The 20,097-nt window shown below is 39.3% G+C and carries 16 protein-coding genes; 8 read left to right on the top strand and 8 right to left on the bottom strand.

The window, feature by feature from the left end; all coding sequences use genetic code 11:
- The first annotated feature begins 144 nt into the window (after positions 1-144).
- From CH377_RS01330 to CH377_RS01315, 4 genes are all read left to right on the top strand, one after another.
- Positions 145-1,332 carry an acyl-CoA dehydrogenase family protein gene (locus CH377_RS01330; protein WP_100722039.1) on the top strand — a complete coding sequence of 396 codons (1,188 nt, stop codon included), beginning with the start codon at positions 145-147 and terminating at the stop codon, positions 1,330-1,332.
- A 144-nt stretch (positions 1,333-1,476) separates the two neighbouring features.
- Complete coding sequence (locus CH377_RS01325) at positions 1,477-2,562, top strand: LIC_10091 family lipoprotein (RefSeq protein ID WP_100722038.1); 1,086 nt, start codon at positions 1,477-1,479, stop codon at positions 2,560-2,562.
- The gene (locus CH377_RS01320; protein ID WP_100722037.1) at positions 2,559-3,665 is read left to right on the top strand and encodes a CapA family protein; all 1,107 of its coding nucleotides are present in this window, start codon (positions 2,559-2,561) and stop codon (positions 3,663-3,665) included. Before CH377_RS01325 ends, CH377_RS01320 begins: the two co-directional genes overlap by 4 nt.
- Positions 3,666-3,798: 133 nt before the next feature.
- A complete protein-coding gene (locus tag CH377_RS01315) occupies positions 3,799-4,902 on the top strand; it encodes an alkene reductase (protein ID WP_100722036.1) in 1,104 nt (367 codons plus the stop codon).
- Between the two features lie 50 nt (positions 4,903-4,952).
- On the opposite strand, the gene CH377_RS01310 is transcribed toward CH377_RS01315, so the two are convergent.
- Together CH377_RS01310 and CH377_RS01305 are read right to left on the bottom strand one after the other, a co-directional pair.
- A complete protein-coding gene (locus CH377_RS01310; RefSeq protein WP_100722035.1) occupies positions 4,953-6,038 on the bottom strand; it encodes an SH3 domain-containing protein in 1,086 nt (361 codons plus the stop codon).
- Between the two features lie 35 nt (positions 6,039-6,073).
- Entirely contained in the window at positions 6,074-6,601 is a 528-nt protein-coding gene (locus tag CH377_RS01305) for an LIC10415 family protein (protein ID WP_100722034.1), read from the bottom strand.
- Positions 6,602-6,966: 365 nt separating this feature from the next.
- Here CH377_RS01305 and CH377_RS01300 point away from each other — a divergent pair, with 365 nt between their 5' ends.
- Positions 6,967-7,491, top strand: coding sequence for a hypothetical protein (locus CH377_RS01300; protein WP_100722033.1), 525 nt, complete (start codon positions 6,967-6,969; stop codon positions 7,489-7,491).
- Between the two features lie 74 nt (positions 7,492-7,565).
- Here CH377_RS01300 and CH377_RS01295 read toward each other — a convergent pair whose 3' ends face one another.
- Complete coding sequence (locus CH377_RS01295; RefSeq protein WP_100722032.1) at positions 7,566-8,726, bottom strand: LptF/LptG family permease; 1,161 nt, start codon at positions 8,724-8,726, stop codon at positions 7,566-7,568.
- A 102-nt stretch (positions 8,727-8,828) separates the two neighbouring features.
- Here CH377_RS01295 and CH377_RS01290 point away from each other — a divergent pair, with 102 nt between their 5' ends.
- Both CH377_RS01290 and CH377_RS01285 read left to right on the top strand, forming a co-directional pair.
- Positions 8,829-9,302, top strand: coding sequence for a HEAT repeat domain-containing protein (locus CH377_RS01290; protein ID WP_100722780.1), 474 nt, complete (start codon positions 8,829-8,831; stop codon positions 9,300-9,302).
- Between the two features lie 9 nt (positions 9,303-9,311).
- Entirely contained in the window at positions 9,312-10,073 is a 762-nt protein-coding gene (locus CH377_RS01285; RefSeq protein WP_100722031.1) for a HesA/MoeB/ThiF family protein, read from the top strand.
- Here the strand turns inward: CH377_RS01285 and CH377_RS01280 are convergent.
- The 4 genes from CH377_RS01280 to CH377_RS01260 form a co-directional block, all read right to left on the bottom strand.
- Positions 10,067-11,665: an LA_0442/LA_0875 N-terminal domain-containing protein gene (locus CH377_RS01280; RefSeq protein ID WP_423789900.1), complete on the bottom strand. Its 1,599-nt coding sequence runs from the start codon at positions 11,663-11,665 to the stop codon at positions 10,067-10,069. The two genes, CH377_RS01285 and CH377_RS01280, sit on opposite strands and share 7 nt — an antisense overlap.
- 19 nt (positions 11,666-11,684) lie before the next feature.
- Positions 11,685-12,968, bottom strand: a complete 1,284-nt coding sequence (locus tag CH377_RS01270) for an LA_0442/LA_0875 N-terminal domain-containing protein (protein ID WP_243401923.1) — start codon at positions 12,966-12,968, stop codon at positions 11,685-11,687.
- 191 nt (positions 12,969-13,159) lie between these two features.
- Complete coding sequence (lpxK, locus tag CH377_RS01265; RefSeq protein ID WP_100722029.1) at positions 13,160-14,203, bottom strand: tetraacyldisaccharide 4'-kinase; 1,044 nt, start codon at positions 14,201-14,203, stop codon at positions 13,160-13,162.
- Positions 14,204-14,212: 9 nt separating this feature from the next.
- Positions 14,213-16,096, bottom strand: coding sequence for an ABC transporter ATP-binding protein (locus CH377_RS01260; protein WP_165780439.1), 1,884 nt, complete (start codon positions 16,094-16,096; stop codon positions 14,213-14,215).
- Positions 16,097-16,105: 9 nt separating this feature from the next.
- On the opposite strand from CH377_RS01260, the gene CH377_RS01255 reads away from it, so the two are divergent.
- Positions 16,106-17,602: an ABC transporter substrate-binding protein gene (locus CH377_RS01255; protein ID WP_100722028.1), complete on the top strand. Its 1,497-nt coding sequence runs from the start codon at positions 16,106-16,108 to the stop codon at positions 17,600-17,602.
- Here the strand turns inward: CH377_RS01255 and CH377_RS01250 are convergent.
- Positions 17,577-19,970 carry a transglycosylase domain-containing protein gene (locus CH377_RS01250; RefSeq protein WP_100722027.1) on the bottom strand — a complete coding sequence of 798 codons (2,394 nt, stop codon included), beginning with the start codon at positions 19,968-19,970 and terminating at the stop codon, positions 17,577-17,579. The genes CH377_RS01255 and CH377_RS01250 overlap by 26 nt on opposite strands.
- Positions 19,971-20,097 lie beyond the last annotated feature (127 nt).

The following is a 20,097-nucleotide window of genomic DNA, read 5'->3' as shown; positions in this document are numbered from 1 at the left end:
GAAATAATATCTTATACTCGATTTGTAAAGCTTGTATTTGCAGATCAAGATTTTGATCTTCTTTAATATTGTTAAGTTCAGTAACTCGGTTGCATTTTACAGCGGGTTTCAAATACTTAAGTTGAAACTGAATAGGGAACTAGAATGAAAGGAATCCAAGAAAAAAAAATAGATCTATATAATCCAACTGATGATCATCTTTCCTTGAGAGAAAATGTAAGCGCTTTCGCGAAAGAGAATCTGGACCTACAAGCAAAGGATCATGACGACGAAGAATCCTTTAATAAGGATCTGTTTCGTAGATTAGGGGCTGAATTAGGAATTTTTGGAGTCACTGTTCCGCAGGAAGACGGAGGAATGGGGCTAGACCCTGTTGCAAGTGTGATCATACATGAGGAATTTTCCGCTTATGATCCTGGATTTACTTTATCATATTTAGCTCATGAAGTACTTTTCGTAAACAATTTCTATCATAGCGGCAATACTTCTCAAAGAGCTAAATATATGCCTAAGGTTCTCTCCGGAGAATGGGTCGGTGGAATGGGAATGACAGAGCCTGGAGCAGGGACGGACGTTCTCGGAATGACAACCGTTGCGATTCGTAAGGGCGACAAATTTGTGTTAAACGGTAGGAAACAGTTTATCACGAACGGTATCGTAGGCCAGGTATTCTTAGTATATGCAAAAACAAGTAAAGACTCTCGTAGAACTACTTCCTTCATAGTAGAAAGCTCTTTTCCTGGATTCAGCTTCGGTAAAAAAGAAGAAAAAATGGGAATGAGGTCTTCTCCTACAACCCAATTAATTTTCGAAAACCTAGAAGTTCCTGCGGAAAATTTGATAGGTGCGGAAGATGGAGCCTTGACTCATATGATGAGAAACCTGGAGATTGAAAGAGTAACTCTTGCTGCCCAGTCTTTAGGAATTGCAAAACGTTGTATTGATGTGATGTGTGAATATACTATTCTTCATAGAGAAGCTTTCGATAAAAAACTGATAGAATTTGGACAGATCCAAAGATTGCTCGCAGAGTCTTATGCAGATTACCAAGCAGCTAGAGCATTGGTATATGATGTTGCTTCTAAAATACATCCTGAAAATCGGAACTCACTCGGAGCCGCTTCTGCGAAACTTGTATCTACCCAAATGGCAGAAAGAGTTTCCAGAAATGCAATCCAGGTCTTGGGTGGTTACGGTTATTGTAGAGAATACCCCGTAGAAAGATTACATAGAGATGCGATCTTACTATCTATCGGTGGTGGAACAAACGAAGCGATGCAAAAGAATATAGCTGCTGATTTAAAGAAGTTATACGCAAGCTCGGGAATGTAATCGAATATTTTCAAAGTTTATCCGGCCGTTCTTCTTGAAAGACGGCCGGCTTTGTATGCTCGCCTCGTAAAGTTCTTCCCGTATAAGAGCCGTTTAATAAGTTCTGTCTCAAGGGCACTAGCGCCCAGGGGATGCAGAAATTTCATGAGAAAAAAAGGACCTCAGACGGTCGTTTTACACAAAAATAAAAGAAATCTATTCTTAACGGTTTTATTCATTTGTTCGGTCTTCTATCTTATAGATTGTTCTGCCGGTCAAGGCCAGGGAGATCATTCAGTATTTGGGAGAAAGGCTTCATTAACTAGAGAAGGCCTACAACTTGCAGCAATCGATACTCCCCCTGCGGATCGTCATCTTCATGCGGAACATTATCCTTCCTCCAATGAAAGAAGATTGGACCTGTTTAAATCCAGAGTAGTGGGTTTAGGTGGTGGATATATGGGGGTCGGGACGGATCAGAATTTAACTTTGATCGCTTGGGCAAGAAGTGAATTTGCTTATCTTTTCGATTTTGATCCAGTAACGGTTTCTATCAATAGACTTCATTTACATTTTATAGAAATTTCTCCTACTTATCCGGAATATGAAAAACTTTGGGATCCTAAAAATAAGAACGATGTGCTTCCTATTATTGAAAAAAGATTTTCGAATGATCCGGAATATCAAGTAATTCTAAAGTCTTATCAGATCGCTCTTAGAAAGGGAGCTGTCCCTCAACGATTAGGGGATTTGCATAAGATCTCTAAAGTATATCCTGAGTTTACTTCATTCCATAATGATACAAAAGATTATGATCATTTAAGAAACCTGGTCTTAGAAGGAAAAATAATCGCAATTGATGGGAATTTATTGGGAGACAAGACGATAAATTCTATTTCTGAAAAGGCAAAAGAATTAGAGATCCCAATCCGCATTTTATATACTTCTAATGCAGAAGAATATTTCAGATATCCGGAAGGAATGAGAAAAAATTTCCTAAATTTGTATGGAGATTCTAAAACCTTAGTGATCCGTACTGTTACTAAAGGTGCCAAGGTATACGGATTTCCGGATGGGGAAATGTTTCCGAGAGAGTTTCCTTTCCACTATAATATCCAATCTTTAGACAATCTGAAAACTTGGCTAAATAAGGAAAACGTTCTATATACAACGATACTTCTTCGAAACCGAAAACCGATCTCAAAAGGATTTTCTTTAATAGAAGCCTTACCTCCGGAACCTAAAAAATGATCCGAAGCTGTATCTTTTGTTTGGGGATTGCATTTTTTGCGATCCCTTGTTCTTCACAGAACGTTAAAACTGGTTCTCCAACTGATGCAGTTCGAATTGTAGCTGTTGGAGATATCATGTCTCACCAAACTCAGATAGATACGGCTTACGATAAAGAATGTGATTGCTGGAAATTCGACGAAGTATTCCAAGAAGTATCTTCTATGATTTCAGAAGCAGATCTTGCCGTTGGAAATTTAGAAACCACTCTTCCGGGAGATCCAAAACAATATAGCGGTTACCCCCAATTTGGCGCGCCGGATTCCCTTGCAAAGGCGATTAAAGATATAGGTTTCGATGTGTTGTCCACTGCAAATAACCATTCCTGCGACAAGGGAAGGTTGGGAGTTGTAAGAACTCTTTCCGTATTGGACCAATTGGGCTTAAAACATCTAGGAACTTACAAGGACAAAGAAGAATATGAGAAAAATAGAATATTATTCGTCCCTGTCGGAAACCTGAACCTCGCATTTTTGGATTATACTTATGGAACCAACGGTTTGGAAATTCCCGCTGGCACAGTAGTTAATCTGATCGATAAGGATCAGATCGCTGCGGATATTGTTTTGGCGAAAAAGTCCAAGCCGGATGCAATTATCGTAATGTATCATTATGGAACGGAATATTTACACCAACCGGACCCTTTCCAAGTAGAGATGGTGGATCATGCGTTTTCTTCTGGGGCAGATATAGTCTTGGGCGGTCATCCTCACACGCTGCAAAAATTCGGTAAAAAAACGATTAAGGATAAATTCGGAGTCTCAAAAGAAAGATTTTATATTTATTCTTTGGGTAATTTTATCTCCGGGCAGGACAGACGTTACGTAGATGGGGGACTTATCCTCAAATTCTCTTTATCCAAAGAAAACGATAAATTAAATATTTCTGATATAAGTTACGAGCCGGTTTGGGTTTATATAGACAGGACTGGATCTAAGACCCAGTTCAGATTATTACCTGTTAAAAAATATATAAACAATGACCAAGATAGAAAACTTCCCGAAACTTCTTACCAAAGAATGAAACAATTCTATAAAGACACAGTAGATCTACTCGGTCCTTAATTGTATTTGTGAGTCGCCGGCTGAACTTAGGTCGGCGGGAAATTCGGCACCTTCTTCTTATCTTTTCTTTAGTGCTTTATATAAAAAAGGTTCACTCATGAAGTATTTCCCTGTCTAAGATCCGAGGAAAGAAATGAACCTATTATTTACCGAATATACATTAGGAAAGAATAAGCTAAAAAATAGAGTAGTTATGGCTCCAATGACTAGATCAAGAGCGATTGGAAATATTCCAAACGATTTGATGGTGGAATATTATTCACAAAGAGCAGGTGCCGGTTTACTGATTACGGAAGGTGTTTCTCCTTCTCCTAACGGTTTAGGATACGCAAGGATCCCTGGAATTTTTTCAGAAGAGCAAGTTCAGGGTTGGAAGAAAGTAACGGATGCGGTGCATACAAAACAAGGCAGAATATTCGTTCAACTTATGCATTCCGGTAGAGTAGGGAATCATCTCAATCTTCCTAAGGGCGCGGAATTAGTAGGACCTTCCGCTATCGGGTTAAAAGGAACTACTTGGACGGACGCAGAAGGAAATCAACCTTACTCTTCTCCAAGAGAAATGGATTCAAAAGATATCCAAGTTGCGATCAGAGAATATGTAAACGCAGCAGAGAACGCGATCAAAGCAGGATTTGATGGAGTGGAACTTCATGGTGCTAACGGATATTTGATAGAACAATTTTTACATCCAAGTGCAAATCATAGAACCGATGAATATGGTGGAGATTGGAAAAAAAGAAATCGATTTGCTCTAGAGGTTGCTACTGCAGTCGTAGAGGCTATCGGTGCGGACAAAGTAGGGATCAGACTTTCCCCTTACGGTGTATTTAACGATTTAGAAATTCATAATGAAATAGAAGAGCAATACAAGGATCTTGCGATTTCTTTAGGAAAACTTGGACTAGTTTATATTCATATCGTGAACCATTCTTCTATGGGAGCTCCTGCGCCAAAAGATTCTACAGTCGCTTTGATCAGAGAATCCTATAAATCTGGAAATCCGAACGGAGCTTATATTCTTTCAGGCGGTTACGATCCTGATCGTGCAAATTCCGATCTGAAAGAAAAGAATGCGGATTTAATCGCATTCGGTCGTAACTTTATTTCAAATCCGGATTTGGTAGAAAGATTGGAGAAGGGTATTCCTCTTGCGGAGCCGGATGCTTCTCTCTTCTATACTCCTGGAGAAAAAGGATATACCGATTATCTGGTGGCTGCTCTTTCTAAGGTTTAATAAAAATCGAACTCCCGCCGTTTATAATGACGGCGGGAAAAAGAAGAAGGTCAGCAGGCGTCCCCTGCTCCTCTTAATAATAATTGCAAAGTCCCGTTCTTCAATTCGTACAAAGATTTGATAGAAGAGTCGTAACCTATATCAGTAAATAATAATATAGGCACCGGGTCCTCTTCCCTATAGATGACTCCGATCAAATGATAGGAACCGCCGTAAAATCCTAATTCTTCCGTAAGTTTTTCAGACTTTTCGTAGGAGATCAAAACTCTGTCTGTTCCGAACTTACGTCCGAGTAGGTAAAGATATCTTCTTTCGGCGCCTTTTTTATGATACGCGATCCTGCCTGAAAGGAAAGTTTCCTTCTTACTATTTTTGAAGGAGTACACTTCTTCCATTGTAGAATGAAGCCATTCTGTTTCAGGATATCCTCTCGCCTTCCAAGTGGTTTCTGCTAAGTTTTTGAAAAGAGTATAATCAGGATCCGTTTTAGGTAACTCTTGGAGTGGAATAGATTGTAACTTTAGATCCGGAGAGTATACCAACCAATCTTTTTTGGCCTTAATATCTCCTGTAGGTTTTACCTTTAACGCTGGGAATTCTTGGCATCCGTATGTAGTTGGCGAGGAAGCCGAAAAGGAAGGGCCTTTATCTCCTTCTAACAAAGAAAAAGAAGGAAGAGAAGTATTCACACCACTTCTGAATTTATAATCGAATTCGTATTCGTCTTTTGCTTCTTGCCAACCCTTTGGACTGAAGAATGCAAGAGGAACAAAAGTAGGAAGATCTTTTGGATCGTATCCGGACCAAACAAATCCGATTAACTTGTATTCATCCAATGTGTCAGGCGGTGTGAGTCCTAAATATTTTCTGGAAACAAAACCTGTTCTACCGTCTTCCGCTTTGATCTTGCTCCAATCGATCGGCCCTTTTGTTTCGTCAGGAAGGATTTTGACCTTGTTTCCCCTGTTCAAGGTGAAGATGATCTTTCCGGTTTCAGGAGTTTCTCTAACGTTTAACACGCCTGAGGTGATTAGAACATAATGATATGGATCTGAGGTCTGAGCAACCAAAGAAAGATACAATGGAGGTAGGAGTAATAATAATAAGATCCGGAATTTAAGCGCCATTGCAGCCACAGCATCCTTTTAAGATCTGCGCCCGCAAGAGCTTTTTAATCTTGGATCAGTCTTTCTATCGTTTTCTCGGAGAGCTGCTTCATCTGAATATCTTTGCCGGAAAGGTTCTCGATCGATTTCCGGAAATTTTCAGGATTCTTAAGCATTCCGACGGAGAGCACATTCTCGGATTCAACTTCGTATTTGCGTATAGAATCCATTAGTTGGTCCTTCTTCACTTGGACCTGCTCTCTCAATTGGTTCAGATCCTGATTTGGATTTTCTACCAATTCTCTGAACAAAGGAGTTTCTCCAAAAAGGACATTGATTAATTCCTCTTTAGGTGTGCTCTTAGCTTCGCTCAATACTCCGAGTTTCATTTGTTCCTTGGAAAGTTGTTCTTGGAGATTCCCCAAGGTTTCCTGAACTTTTAAGTATCTAGAGGTCAAGCTGCTAGAAAACTCGGTTTTGTCGGCTGCGTTCTGGGCTTCCGAGGGCACTCCCGTTCTTCCTGGAACGGAAGATCTCTTGTCGCGGAGAAGTTTCTCTGCTGATGAGACTAGATTCGTAAGTTGAACGTCCATGTTCTTACCCTCCTTTCGGTGTACCGGCGAACCTTTGGAAAATCGGTAGATAAACCCGATTCTTCATTTTCCAAAGAGTTTATGTCGCATCTAAGCGGTTACTCCCTAGGCATATCTGTACTAAGTATCGGACAAACTTTAGAGAACCAATGAATTTTTTTTCAAAATGTTCAGTTTTTTCGGAAAAAAATCCGAATAGGAATAACTGAGCTTTTCATGGTTTAAGCGGCATGTTCACCTTCTACGCTTAAATCCCAGCCGCTTTGGAAACGTTGACATCTCCCAAATGAAATAAATTATTCACAAATTGTCTCGTAAAAGGTTTTTCGGGATAAAAATTGAATAGGTTTACACGGAGTTGAACGATGAAAAAAAGAACCGATATCTTCAAGGTAGTATCCATCTTTGCCTTGTATTTAAGTTTATTTGCTACTGGGGCGTTTGCAGAAGAGGATGATCATTACATCCAGCCAGACGACTATTTTGTTTCCAGGGAAGAATATAATGACCAAACTTATATCAATGTTTATATCGCTAAGGAAATGACCCCCGCTTCTGCCACCAAAACAAAGGGAGAAGGGGAGTTCCTACAAGTGACTGACGGTAAGAAGTATTGGACCAAAAACTTTTACATGACTCGACTTGCTACTGACAAGGATCTGAAGTTGGGAGTAAAAGTGATCATGTTCGATATGGGAACAGAAGACGGATACAGAGCTCCGGAATCCAAGGAAGAAGCAAGGACCGGAAGCTGGTTCATGGCAAAAATTACAGATACTTCTGATCTATTCAAAGGGATTGTCACTGTTTCAGGAGGATATAAGATCCAAAAGAATAATATAAGAGTGATTGTTCCAAAAGCGACTGTTACACCTAAAGGTGGAAAATAATATTAAAAAATTTGAATTCTCTTTTTGAGAGAGAATTTTAAAAGCCTCCTGTCCGGGGGCTTTTTTATTTTCGATCAAACTTTGAGTCTTTTATAAATTACGTAGAGTCCTGATAGGAATAATATCGGGGTGATCCAACTTGCAAGCCAGATAGGGATAACTTCGTTCTCTCCTAATGATTTGAAAGAAGGGTCCATGACCATATAAAGAAGTGCAACTCCGATACTCACACCAAGAGAGGAAACAATCGCCATTCTTTTGGTAAAAAATCCACTGGCGCATCCCACTAAAGTTAAGACAACGATCAGCAAAGGCTCCGCAAATAATGTGTGTTTTGCAATATCCACATCTCCATAGGATAAACCTTTACGAATACGATTTTCTTTCTCTTCTGAAAGTTCGAAAAAATTCATTTCTTCCACGGAACCTTTTAATTTTTTGAAATAGTCAGGTTTTTCGGGAAGTGTGTATTCTTTCTCCGTAAATTTCTGTACGGAGACTACTTGCAGTTCATCGTCAAATTTGGTTTCTTCTACATTTTTCAAGATCCAAACTTCTTTTTGATAATCAAACTTTGCTCTTTGAGCTACTAAAAGATAATCAGGGGTTTGTTCCTCGGTCAGGCGGATATAATTGAATCCACCTTTGATCTCTTCTTCTTTTGTATCGTAATAATAAATATAATAAAAACCTTCTTGGCCTTTGAAATGTTTTTGGTAGACCACTCCCACTAACGTATTTTGGTCCCCCTCTTTTAACATTTTATGTTCTTCGTTTGCTCTTGCATTTAAAGGAGCTACAACGGTTTGTTTTAAGAAGAATGCAGCGAACCAAAGTACACAACTGAATGCTACTATCGGGGTTACAATCCTTCGGAAAGAAATACCTGCAGCCATCATGGCCACTAATTCTTTGTTCGCCGAGAATTGACCTACACTAAAAGAAACGGAGAATAGTATGGCGATGTTCATGATGTACTGGATGAGCATCTGAGGAAGTCGGAATAGAATGAAAAGCCAGCCGTGGATCTTTCCACCCTTGGAGGAAGCCATATCACCTTTGATATCACTATAGGAAGACATAAGGGCCAAAAATCCTAATGTGATCAAAGCCCCGATAAATATTTTTACAAACTCTGAGAATACATACTTATCCAAGATCCTAGGAGGGAAAAACTCCTCCTTAATTCTGTGGATCCATTCTTTAGGACGGATTTCGGGAAGACTGAATTGCATTCCGAATCCATCATCAAAAGGTCGAGCGATTCCTACGAACCATTTATTTGGGTTGACGATCCTGGCTCCCGAGGGAAGATTCCTCGGTTACAGGAGGAGATCATGAAAAAAAGCGCCATTACGCTCGCAATACTCGCCACTCTTATCTTTACAGTTTCGGTTTCTGCCGAAAAAAGTACGGAAGATCATATCAAGGCACTTTCCAGTGGATCCGATCAGGAAAAAATCGAAGCGTCACTTTATTTGGGAAATAAAAAAGAAAAATCAGCAGTTCCAGAACTGATCAATCTTCTGAACCGCTCCAACGATCCTAAAGTTGCAGTTCCTGCAGGAATTGCTTTGGGCCAAATTGGAGAAGCTGGTGATACTACAATCGCTTTGAAAAACAAAGTGATCAGCTCTGATAATGGAGATATCGTTTATACTGCTCTCGTTTCTATCCTGAACATTGTGATTAAAAATGAGAAGGCAGAAGACGCTGCAAAAGAAGCTCTTGAGTTTGCGGATAAAAACCGTAGATCCGATGAGTTTGTTTCCGATTTCTTAAACGTTCTCACTAAAAAGCTGAAGGGTTAATCCTTTTCGGTGCTGAGTCCGGCGGAACTGAGTCGCTATTCCAGGAATATTCTTCTAAACGAAGTTAAACGTAGCGGTCAGGAAAAACTTAAAAAATCCGTAGTAACGGTAATCGGAGCCGGGGGTCTTGGATCTCCGGCTTTGTTGTATTTAGGGGCTGCCGGAATAGGAAATATCCGGATTATAGACTCCGATATTGTCGAAACTACAAATCTACAAAGACAAATCATATTCAAACATTCTGATATAGGAAGACACAAATCAGAAGCTTCTTCCGAAAACCTTAGATCTTTAAATCCTTATATAAATATAGAGGGTGTACATGCTAGACTTAATAGGGAGAATGCCAAAGACCTATTAAGTGGGTCCGATCTGGTTTTAGAAGGTTCCGATAATTTCGATACTAAGTTTTTGACGAACGATATATGTATAAGGGAGAAAATCCCTTTTATCACAGCAGGTGTACTTCGTTTTGAAGGAATGGTGATGGGAGTTCGCCCCGGAAAGGACGCTTGTTTTAGATGTGTTTATGAGAATCCTCCGGCTCCCGAACATGTGCCTTCTTGTGCGGATGCAGGAGTGATAGGTAGTATGGCTGGAATGATAGGCACCATCCAAGCCACCGAAAGTATTCAATTTTTATTAAATGATTCCGAGAGAGAATCAGGCTTATTCGGTAAAATTTTACAAGTAGATTCTAAGTTTATGGAATTTAGATCTATCTTAACAATTCGACGAAAAGATTGTATAGTCTGCGGGAATATTCACTGAGTTTCTTTTTTAGAGAAGTCCAAAGAATATCCGGCTCCTATGAAAATTGCTTTTGCAGTGGAATTTCCTGCAAGCCCTTGGGTTAAAGATTGGATTAAAAGGGAAGTTACATAAGCAGAAACCGGATCTCCGCTTAAATTCAGATCTCCTCCGTAGCTTTCCATTTTATAGGATAATTTTGAATATTGAAATCCGGACCAGAAGAAGACAGAATCTTTCCAATGATAGATCAATTTTCCTGAAACGTTCAAACCATCCACTTTCCATTCGTTATTAACTGCGGTCCTATTTTCGAATGCTCCCCCAAGGAGAAACGCTATTTGATCCCTTGTATAGATTGAATTTCCATGTAAAAATTGCCTTTGTAATTCAAAGCGAGTTTCCCATTTTTCATTCCATTTGGATTCGATTGCGAAACCGACTGACGGACCGCTTAAATAATCGCTGAAACTTGTTCCGTATCGGATTGCCCAATCCACACTGTTGGAATTATTCGGATCTTTAGGGGAAATATCGTAAGTAGAATTATCCTTTCCTGTTTGCCATATTTTATGATAACCTAAAATAGGTCTGATTTCGAAAAGGGAATGTTTATATACCGAATAAGAAATTTGAGCATTTATCTGTTTGTAGCTGATCGTATGTAAAGGAGCCTGAGCTGTAAATGCTCCTTGGCTCACCACATTTGAAGAAAGATCCGGATAGACTATATATCCTACGCTAGTCGTAGATTCCAAGGAATTCATATGTGATCCGCCGATATCTCCTACGAAACGTTTCCAGGAATATCTGAGATTGATCGTTTTTGCGTCCGAGTCCTTACGAGTGGGAGCACTATTAAAAAATCCTCCGTTGCCTCCTAATATGGTCGCGTATCCTTCTACTCCTCGATGAAAATTCGGGACCTGACTTTCATATTGGCTTCTGCCAATGCCTGCAAGGATTTCTAGTTTATGAAATTCCGCAATCGGCGAAGGTTGAGTTTCTGATTTAGGTTTTTCTTCGGTTACGATTTGTTTATTTTCTTGCTCTTGCTCTTGCTTTAACTTAGCTTCTTGCTCTTGTTTAAACTTAGCTTCTTGCTCTTGTTTAAACTTAGCTTCCTGTTCTTGTTTAAGCTTAGCTTCCTGTTCTTGTTTAAGCTTAGCTTCCTGTTCTTGCTTTAACTTAGCTTCCTGTTCTTGTTTAAGCTTGGCTTCCTGTTCTTGCTTTAACTTAGCTTCCTGTTCTTGTTTAAACTTAGCTTCTCGCTCTTGTTTTAGTTTTGCTTCTCGCTCACGTTTTATTTTGATTTCTCTCTCACGTTTTAATTTAGCTTCCTGCTCTTTCTTTAGTCTCGCTTCTACTTCCTGCTTTTGTCTTTTATATTCTGCCTCGGCATTTTTAAAAATGATTCTTTTGATAGAGTGTTTCAGTATTTCTTCTTCTTTTCCTTCTTCGTCCTTGAATTTGATTTTGTCAGCACTCTGGTGAAGAACTTCACCCTTGAGAATTCTTCCATCTTTCATATACACATATTGTGTTTCGGAAAAAATATTTATTGGAATGAGAACAACAAGGCTTAAAACGAAAATTCGTTTCAGATAAAACATTTCGAAGAATTAGACGATTTTATTTGTTAAAGTCGTACGAGTAGGTCGCCCCAATTTGGATTGTGGTGGACTTTGTTTCTTTGAGGGCTCCAGGGCCGATAAGAGATTCGAACAATAATTTTCCTAATGGATAACTTTGAGGATCCACTCCGGAAGAATCTCCGTTACCGACACTCAAGGCTGTTTCGGACATTGTATAAGTCCAACTCATACTATTTAGCCCCATCCAGAAGCTGACCCCGTATTTCCAAGGATACAAAAATTTCAGATCAATGATCGCTCCTTTTGCGACCCATTTATTGTACACAGTTATATCTTCTGCTTGGGTTTGACCACTAACAGGTGCATAAGCATTCAGTTGTCGATCGTAAGTTCCGAAACCTTTCATTTGTAAAATATGAAGTCCAGCGCGGATCTCGAACTTTTCGAATTTTACATCGTATTGGACTCCGTAGGAGAAACCTTTTAAACCTTCTGCAATGGAAGTAGGTACAATTCCGAAATATTGGTCACTAAATATTGGTGCTACTCCTGTACCAAGAGTTAGCGAATTTGAATTTTCCGTTTTCGTCCAGAACTGGTGGTATCCGATCACAGGGCGAATATCATATTTAGGATGTGGATATACTGAGTAAGAAAAATTTCCATAAGCGTGTTTCATGGAAACATCATAATTTCCACGGATAAATTTTGGGAATGTCCCGCTGCTCGGACCATCTATTCCGGTAATACTTTGGGTTGCGGTAGATGTTGCGGAACTTGCACCAAGTTCTCCTACAAATCTGTTCCAAGAATACCTGATCTCTAAAGAATGTGCTTTTCCACTTTTAGGTTTTGGTTCTGTCGGAATTTCGAATTTACCGCTGTCTTGGCCCAAGCTACTTCCTACTGCAATTACACTGTCGTAATAATTCGCTCCTTGGAAGTTTACTGTTCCGGATCCCGTTCCTAAGAATATATCTAGACGATTTCGTTTTGCTTCTTCGATCTGTTTTTTTCTTTTTTCTGCCTTCTCATCTAAGACTGCTTGTTTTTTAGAATCTTCTTCTTGCTGTTTTGTAATTTCTTCGGGAGTAGGTGTAGGAGGTCCAACAGGAGTTTTATCCTTAGGTTCCGGAGTTTTGGCTTCTTTAAACGCCACTCTTTTGATATCTTGTTTTGAAATTTCCTTTGTGGAACCATCAGGTAATTTGATCACCATTTTGAATGCAGTTTGGGAAATGATCTCTGCCGTGATCACTCTTCCGTCTTTCATATAGATGACTTGATCGTTTGGATGGACAGAAGTTAGGGAGCAGATCATACATCCGAAGAAAATTGCCGCTTTGATTCTATCTTTTAGTCTTCGCATTTCCTATCTAGGTCCCATTCAGTTTCGAATTCTGGGAAAGAATCCTCGGGATGAAAGTAAGATTCAAGCAATAAATTGACATGCCCGAAAACTAAGAGCGGTTATCGTATAACAAATACTACATTGCGGTATTTATAGTTTGGTTAGAGGAAACTACGGACCGAATTTACTAACTCAGATTCATTTTCCAGAACGGTTTCTAATCTGAGATAAAACCATTTGGAAAAATTCTGATCCATTTCAATAAGCGAAGTGATCTTTACCCCGTCTTTTTCCGTGCAGATAATGTAATCTTGGTCGGAAGATTTTTCAGAAATATGAGTTAGATCTTCTTTTGTATAAGAATAATGGTCCGGATAGGATTTAGTCTTTAACTGGGATGGATTTTGATCTTTTAAAGAAGAGTAAAACGAGTCTGGATTTCCCAAACCTGCAAAACCGAATATTGATCTGCCTGATAGATCTTTAAGGGAAACTTCGGATGCTCCCGGAGAAAGTGGAATTAACTTTTCGGGAGAAAATTTAAATTTTAAAGTTTGAGAAGGTTTATATTTACGGACCCATTTAGAAAGTAGATCTTCCCATTCTTCCGAAAACTTAGAAGCGATTAAAAAATTTGCCCTAGATATTGAACTGTAGGATTCTCTTAATAAACCTAAAGGAAGAACAAATTCCGCTTTAGAAAGTTTGGTACAATCTAATAAAACTAAATCTAAATCTCTGTTTAGGGCATGGTGTTGGAATCCATCATCCAATAGTGTAAATACCTTTTGGTCATTTGGTATTCTGCTTTCGGATCTAAATTGCAGATAAGAATTATATCTGTTACTTCCTACATATACTTCTGCAAAAGGAAGATTTCTTTTTAAAAGAAGAGGTTCATCCCCAACTTCGGAGGCAGAAGAATTTTCGCTGACTCTTCTTGTCCCTGTTCCGGAAGAACCGTATCCTCTACTTAAGATTAAGATTGGGATACTCGGAAAATTAGAATGAAGTAATTTGGAAAGATGAAGAGTAAAAGGTGTTTTGCCCGTTCCACCTACGCTGAAATTTCCTACACTGATCGTTACGGAGGAGGGTAAGGTCCTTTTTTTCTTAAAACTTCTGTCTAAAAAAAATAAAATCCTATAGATGAGGCTGAGTAAAAATAGGATCGGAAAAAATAGGATCTTTCCAAAAGAGATCATCTTCTTTTCTTAAACCGGAGATTCTGCGAATTGCATTTCGTATAATTTCTTATACTTTCCATCGAGGCGGATCAATTCTGAGTGAGATCCTGATTCCACTACCTTTCCGCCTTCCATCGTGAAAATAGTATCTGCGATCTGAACGGTAGAAAGTCTATGAGCGATTATGATAACAGTTCTGTTTTTGTATAAGGACTCGAGCGCTTGTTGAACTACTCTTTCCGATTCTGTATCTAAAGCGGAAGTTGCCTCATCTAAGATCAAAATTTCAGGATTATTCAATAGTGCTCTTGCAATGGAAATCCTTTGTCTTTGTCCGCCGGACAACATCACACCTCTTTCTCCCACTACTGTATCGAAACCATCTTCGAAAGATAGAATGAAGTCAGTTGCAAATGCAAGTTCCGAAACTTCTCTCATCCTTTCTTCCGTAACGTTTTCTGTTCCGTAGCAGATATTCTCTCGGATACTTCCGTTGAATAAGAATACTTGCTGGTTGACGATGGAGATTTTTTTACGCAAAGACGCCAAATCTAAATTTCTGAGATCTGTTCCATCCCAAGTAATGATACCTTCACTTGGATCGATCAATCTTGGTATAAGATCCACCAATGTTGATTTTCCTGCACCGGAAGACCCGACTAACGCAACTGTGGATCCTTTTTGAATAGAAAGATTTAAGTCGGATAAGGCGGGACTTTTTGCTCCAGGATAAGTATAGCCTACTGAATCGAATTTTAATTCTTTAGAAAGTCTTTTAGGAAAAATAGGGTTCGGAGGATTTTTTACATCCGTCTCACTATCCAACATTTCAAAAACTCTGGTCCCGGCAGCGACCGCACTTTGGATGGAGTTGGATAACATTCCCATTTGCTTGAATGGTCTGGTTAAAAATACCAAAGTTAAGAAGAAGATCATAAAATGACCTAAGGTCAATTTTTCTAGTTCGATCAAATAAGCACCGAAAGCTAAAAATATTACGGCAACTATGGAGCTAGAAAGTTCTACTAAAGAAGGACCAATCTGATGATAGAAATGTCCTTTGAATGTTTTGTCCGAAAGATCATTATTGATCTCCCAAAATCTTCCTGCTTCCGTTTTTTCCATTGAGAATGCACGGATGACTCGGATACCTGAGATCACTTCTTGTAAATGTCCGTTTAACGCAGACAATCTTTCTTGCTGATTACGAGTCGCTTTTCGGATCCTATCTGCGAAAGAAGTTACCGGTCCCATGATCAAAGGGACTACGACTAAAACCGCGATGAACATTTCCCAACTTAAGAAGAGAAGAATAAGCAAATGTGTGATGATATAGAAAAAATCCACCACGGCATCTTTCAGATCCGAGCTGATCAGTTTGGCCAAAACTTCTACATCGTTTACGATGCGGCTCATAAAGATCCCAGTCTTCTCTTGTACGAAATGATTCAAAGGAAGTTCTTGCGCCTTAGAATAAAGTTCTAATCGTAAATCTCGGACCGCTAAATAACCGCCCGAGTTAATACAATACACTGCACCTGTTAAGAATAAAAGTTTTGCTAGATAGATCGGAAATATGAATAAACAAAAAATTAAAACTAGCTGATCTTTAGGAAGAGTGGTTAGATAAAAGTTGGTCTTGATCTTTATATCTGCGACCAGGGCTTCTACCTTTTGGATCGCTTCTAATTCTTTTCCTTCTTCCCTATCTTTTAATGCGATACCTTCTTTTTTGGTGAGTGAAATTTGAAAGTCGGCTTTTCCACCTTTTCCGATCGCGTTGAAAATTGGGATAACGCTAGTGAGAGAGGCTCCATTGAGTATGGATACAAAAAAGGATAGTACGACCCCGGTGATTAATCTGTATTTATACTTGAAGGAATACCCCAAGAGGCGTCTATAGACGTTCATAGGTCCGGAATGTTTTATCCTAGATTTCTAGACTCGGTCTCTTCCCGGTTTCAGGTCGGACCGAAACCGACTCTTACCTTTTCTCTGGCTTTCCTTCTTTTGTCCCTTCTTTTTTATGATTGTGGAAAAGCGGAGAGAAGTCCCGAAAAACTGGTATTTTCACTAGCTTCTGATCCAATCTCTTTGGACCCGATCAGATCTACCGACTTATCTTCCAGAATTGTTCTAAAATATATCTACCCTAGACTTTTTGAAATCAATGGAGAAGGTACAATTCTTCCTTCTTTAGTAAAATCATATAAGCTGGCAGAAGGTCCGTCATCCAAGATCAGAAGATTGATCTTGGAACTTCACACAGATTCGAAATCGAATGTAAGCGCTCAAACAGTTCTTGGATCATTAGAAAGATTAAGAAATACTCCAGGTCCAAGAAGGAGCACATATTCTTTTTTGAAAGGTGGAAAAGTTTTCTCTGATTCCAGTTTGGAAATATATTTCGAAGGGGGTCTCAGAGAAACTTTAGAAAAACTTTCTTTACCTCAGGCATGGATTTATTGTGGTCCAGCTGAATTGGTTTGCGGCGATTTTAAATTAGCAGAATGGAAAAGGAATAATCATCTTAGATTAGTTGCTAATCATCCGAACGATTTGGGTTCTGAAATTCTGTTTAGAGTTCTTCCTCAAGCAAGTACAGGATTGTATTTATATTTCAAAGACGAATTGGATCTGATGAAATTGCCTGTTTTTCTTCTCAAAAACTCGTTAGTAAAGGAAGATCATATCTCTGTTCGGAAAGGAGGAGGAGTACAATACATTGCGATCAATGCAAAGGAACCTTGCTTCGATAAGAACTTTAGAAAAGCATTAAATTATTCCGTGGATAAACGTACAATCATCCGGGTCTTATTAGAAGGAAAAGGAGAAGTTTCCGTAGGCCCGTTCCCAAAATCACTTTCTGATACCTGGACTTCTTCCGAAGAAATTTATCCTTATGATCTCTCGAAAGCCAAAGAACTTCTATCCAAGTCGGTTTGTTATCCTAAAATTTTAGAAAGAGACTTGGAATTTAGGATGAGGGGAGACGAGGAGAATCAGGCAAATGGTGCTGCTATTGTCCAAAACCTAAAAGAGTTAGGATTGAAGATCAAAATCCTTCCTATGGAAAAGGCCGCATTATATAAAGAGAATGGAGAAGGAAAGGGAGATCTAACATTATTATTTTGGTATGCAGATCTACCTGGACCATTCGCATTTTTGGATCCGTTATTTGCCGGAGATAGATTTGGGAACGGAGGGAATCGGGCCTTCTACTCTAACCCCGAAATGGAAAAAATTTTCCAAGAGATCAGATCTACTGATAAAACAAATATAAGTCCTCAGATCAAAGAAGCATTTTCACTTTTATCTGAAGATGCTCCTTGGATCTTTTTATGGTCCCCATTTGAATTATATCTAGTAGGGGACCGTTTACCGAAAGATCCTAATCGTCGTTCGGATCTTCCTTAATTTCAGGAAGTTCTAATTCCACTGCATCTTCTCCGGAAAGCGCTTCCTCAGAACCGTTTGTGGGAGTGCCTCCTTCTGTTTGGGTAACTGTAGGAGTAGGAGCGCCTCCGCCAGGTTGGTCTCCCACGTAATAGTACTGTCCATAAAGTGGATGTTTACATTCTACTTCGTTTGATAAAAGTCCGCCTGTTTCAGCACATATATCCACTTTCACATAATCTCCGTTAAATGGAGTGATAAGACTATCGCCAAAACCTAATGTTCTGGCTACATGTGAAACATATCTAAACCAAATAGAACCGCTTGTTCCTGAACCTGAACCTGGGAAAGGAGCGCCCAAATCATTTCCAACCCAAACTGCAGTCACTAAATTTGGATTCACACCTGCAAACCAAACGTCTCTTACTCCTTTTCTGGAGCCCCAACGTTTTTGTGCTTCTTTAGGAGATTGAACCGTTCCTGTCTTTCCACCTAGCGGAAATTTTTCTCCTTCTTTTAAAGCGATCTTAAGTGTACCTTCTTCAGAAACCACTGCTTCTAATAAGTTTAAGGTCATTGCGCAGGCTACAGGATCTAAAATTTGTTCCGCTTCTTTTGGATCAGGTAGAAGGTTTACATAAAGTTCTGATCCTTCAAAGTCAGTGATCCTAAGTATTTCCACAGGTTTTACTTTTTTACCGTTATTAGCGATCGTTGCATATACTGTTGCTAACTCTTTAGGAGATAATTCTCCGGAGCCAAGTGCTAATGTAAGATTATGTTGGAACCTTCTGCTTAATTCCGAACTATCCAGGTCTAAAATTTTTCCGAGAGTATGGATAAAATCGCCAACGCCAATCTCATCCATGAACTTGACTGCGATAGTATTCACTGACTGAGCAAATGCAGTTCTAGTTTGCATTGCACCTCTGTGGCCTTTGTACCAGTTTTTAGGAGCATAACCTCTGATCTTGATAGGCTCATCCACAACGATAGAAGTTGGAGTAGCAATCCTCTTTTCAAATGCCATCAGATATACAAGTCCCTTGATCACGGAACCCGGTTGTCTCACTGCGGAAACCGCTCGGTTTAGTCGGAATATGTTGGAAATTTTGTAACTACCAACCATTGCTTCTACGTATCCGTTTGTGGGATTGATGGAGATCAAACTTCCGTTCATATTCTCTATGATCTTATTTTGTTTAGCGGCTTCTTCTGTTTTTCCCGCTTTTATATAATTTGCTTTATCTTCGGAAAGTTTTTTGCGAACTGTTTCTATTCCTTCTCTGAGAGAACGTTCTGCCGCTTCTTGTTTATCATAATCTAATGTGGTATAAACATTCATACCACGGCTTTCCAGGTCAATCTCCGAGAAGTTCTCGATCACGAATTGGCGGATCCCAAAATTGAAATCAGAAGCAAGGTTGATCGTAAAATCTTTATCGAAACCATACTTGCCTATCTCGGAAGTAATGACTACTTTATCCTCTTCTTCCTTTGTTTCCTCTACCACGTAAAAGGATCTGAACTTGCGGATATTTGCATCTACCTTCTTCTCAAAATCCCTTTCAATAGATTTAGGATTTGGATGAAGGTTTTGGTTTTTGCCCATAACGGTCATTACCATCTTCTGCCTTTTAAGAGCTATTTTAGGATTTCTGACAGCATTATAGTTAGAAGGAGCCGGAATTGTTCCTACAAGTAGAGCCGCTTCAGCAGGAGTTAATTCGTATGCAGGTTTATTAAAATAATAGCGAGAAGCTTCTTCTACTCCCGTATTTCCTTCTCCCAAGAAGATACGGTTTAGATACATTGCTAAGATCGTATTCTTATCGAACTTACTTTCCAGGTAGAATGTACAGTAAAACTCAGTGAGTTTATTGAATACATTTCGTGCTCCCAGATCTAAAGTAAGTTTTGCTAACTGTTGGGTGAGAGTAGATCCTCCCTGCTTTTGGAAAGTGGTTAGGTTGACTATGATCGCTCTAAGTAACGCAGTAAAATTTACACCATTATGTTCGTAAAAATCCCTGTCCTCTGAACTGAGAAGAGCCCATATTATATTTCCATGATTTGCTAGATTATCAGTACGGATTGGTCTGAATTTTCTGCGAGAGAACTCTCCGATCAATTTCCCGTTCTTGTCCAAGATGCGGATCGGTTTGATCTCATTCGGATCATATGCATCCGAAACTTCTCTCTGGAAGGTTTCTAAATTTCGGGCGACTTCTTCTTGTTTGGTGAGCCATACAACGTAAGATCCGCCGATCAGAAATGAAAGTATTACGATCCCGGAAATGACCGAGTATTTAAGGATGGATCTCCAGTTTGTTCTAGAATATTGGAGGAGTGCAGCTAAAATTCCAAGGATACGATCTTTGATGTTCATAAGGTCCGTCGGTAGGTTTTCCGCCGTAAGTTAGGGAAAGAAAAGGACTTTTTTTGGGAATTTTTGCCCGGATCTCACTCTCTTATGTCGGCATAAAACATATCCGAAAGGATTAAGGAACGGACAA

Origin of the sequence: Leptospira haakeii, from assembly GCF_002812045.1 — a bacterium.
Taxonomy (GTDB): domain Bacteria; phylum Spirochaetota; class Leptospiria; order Leptospirales; family Leptospiraceae; genus Leptospira_B; species Leptospira_B haakeii.
Note: the sequence above shows the minus strand (reverse complement) of the source record. Positions and strands in the feature narration are given on the sequence as shown.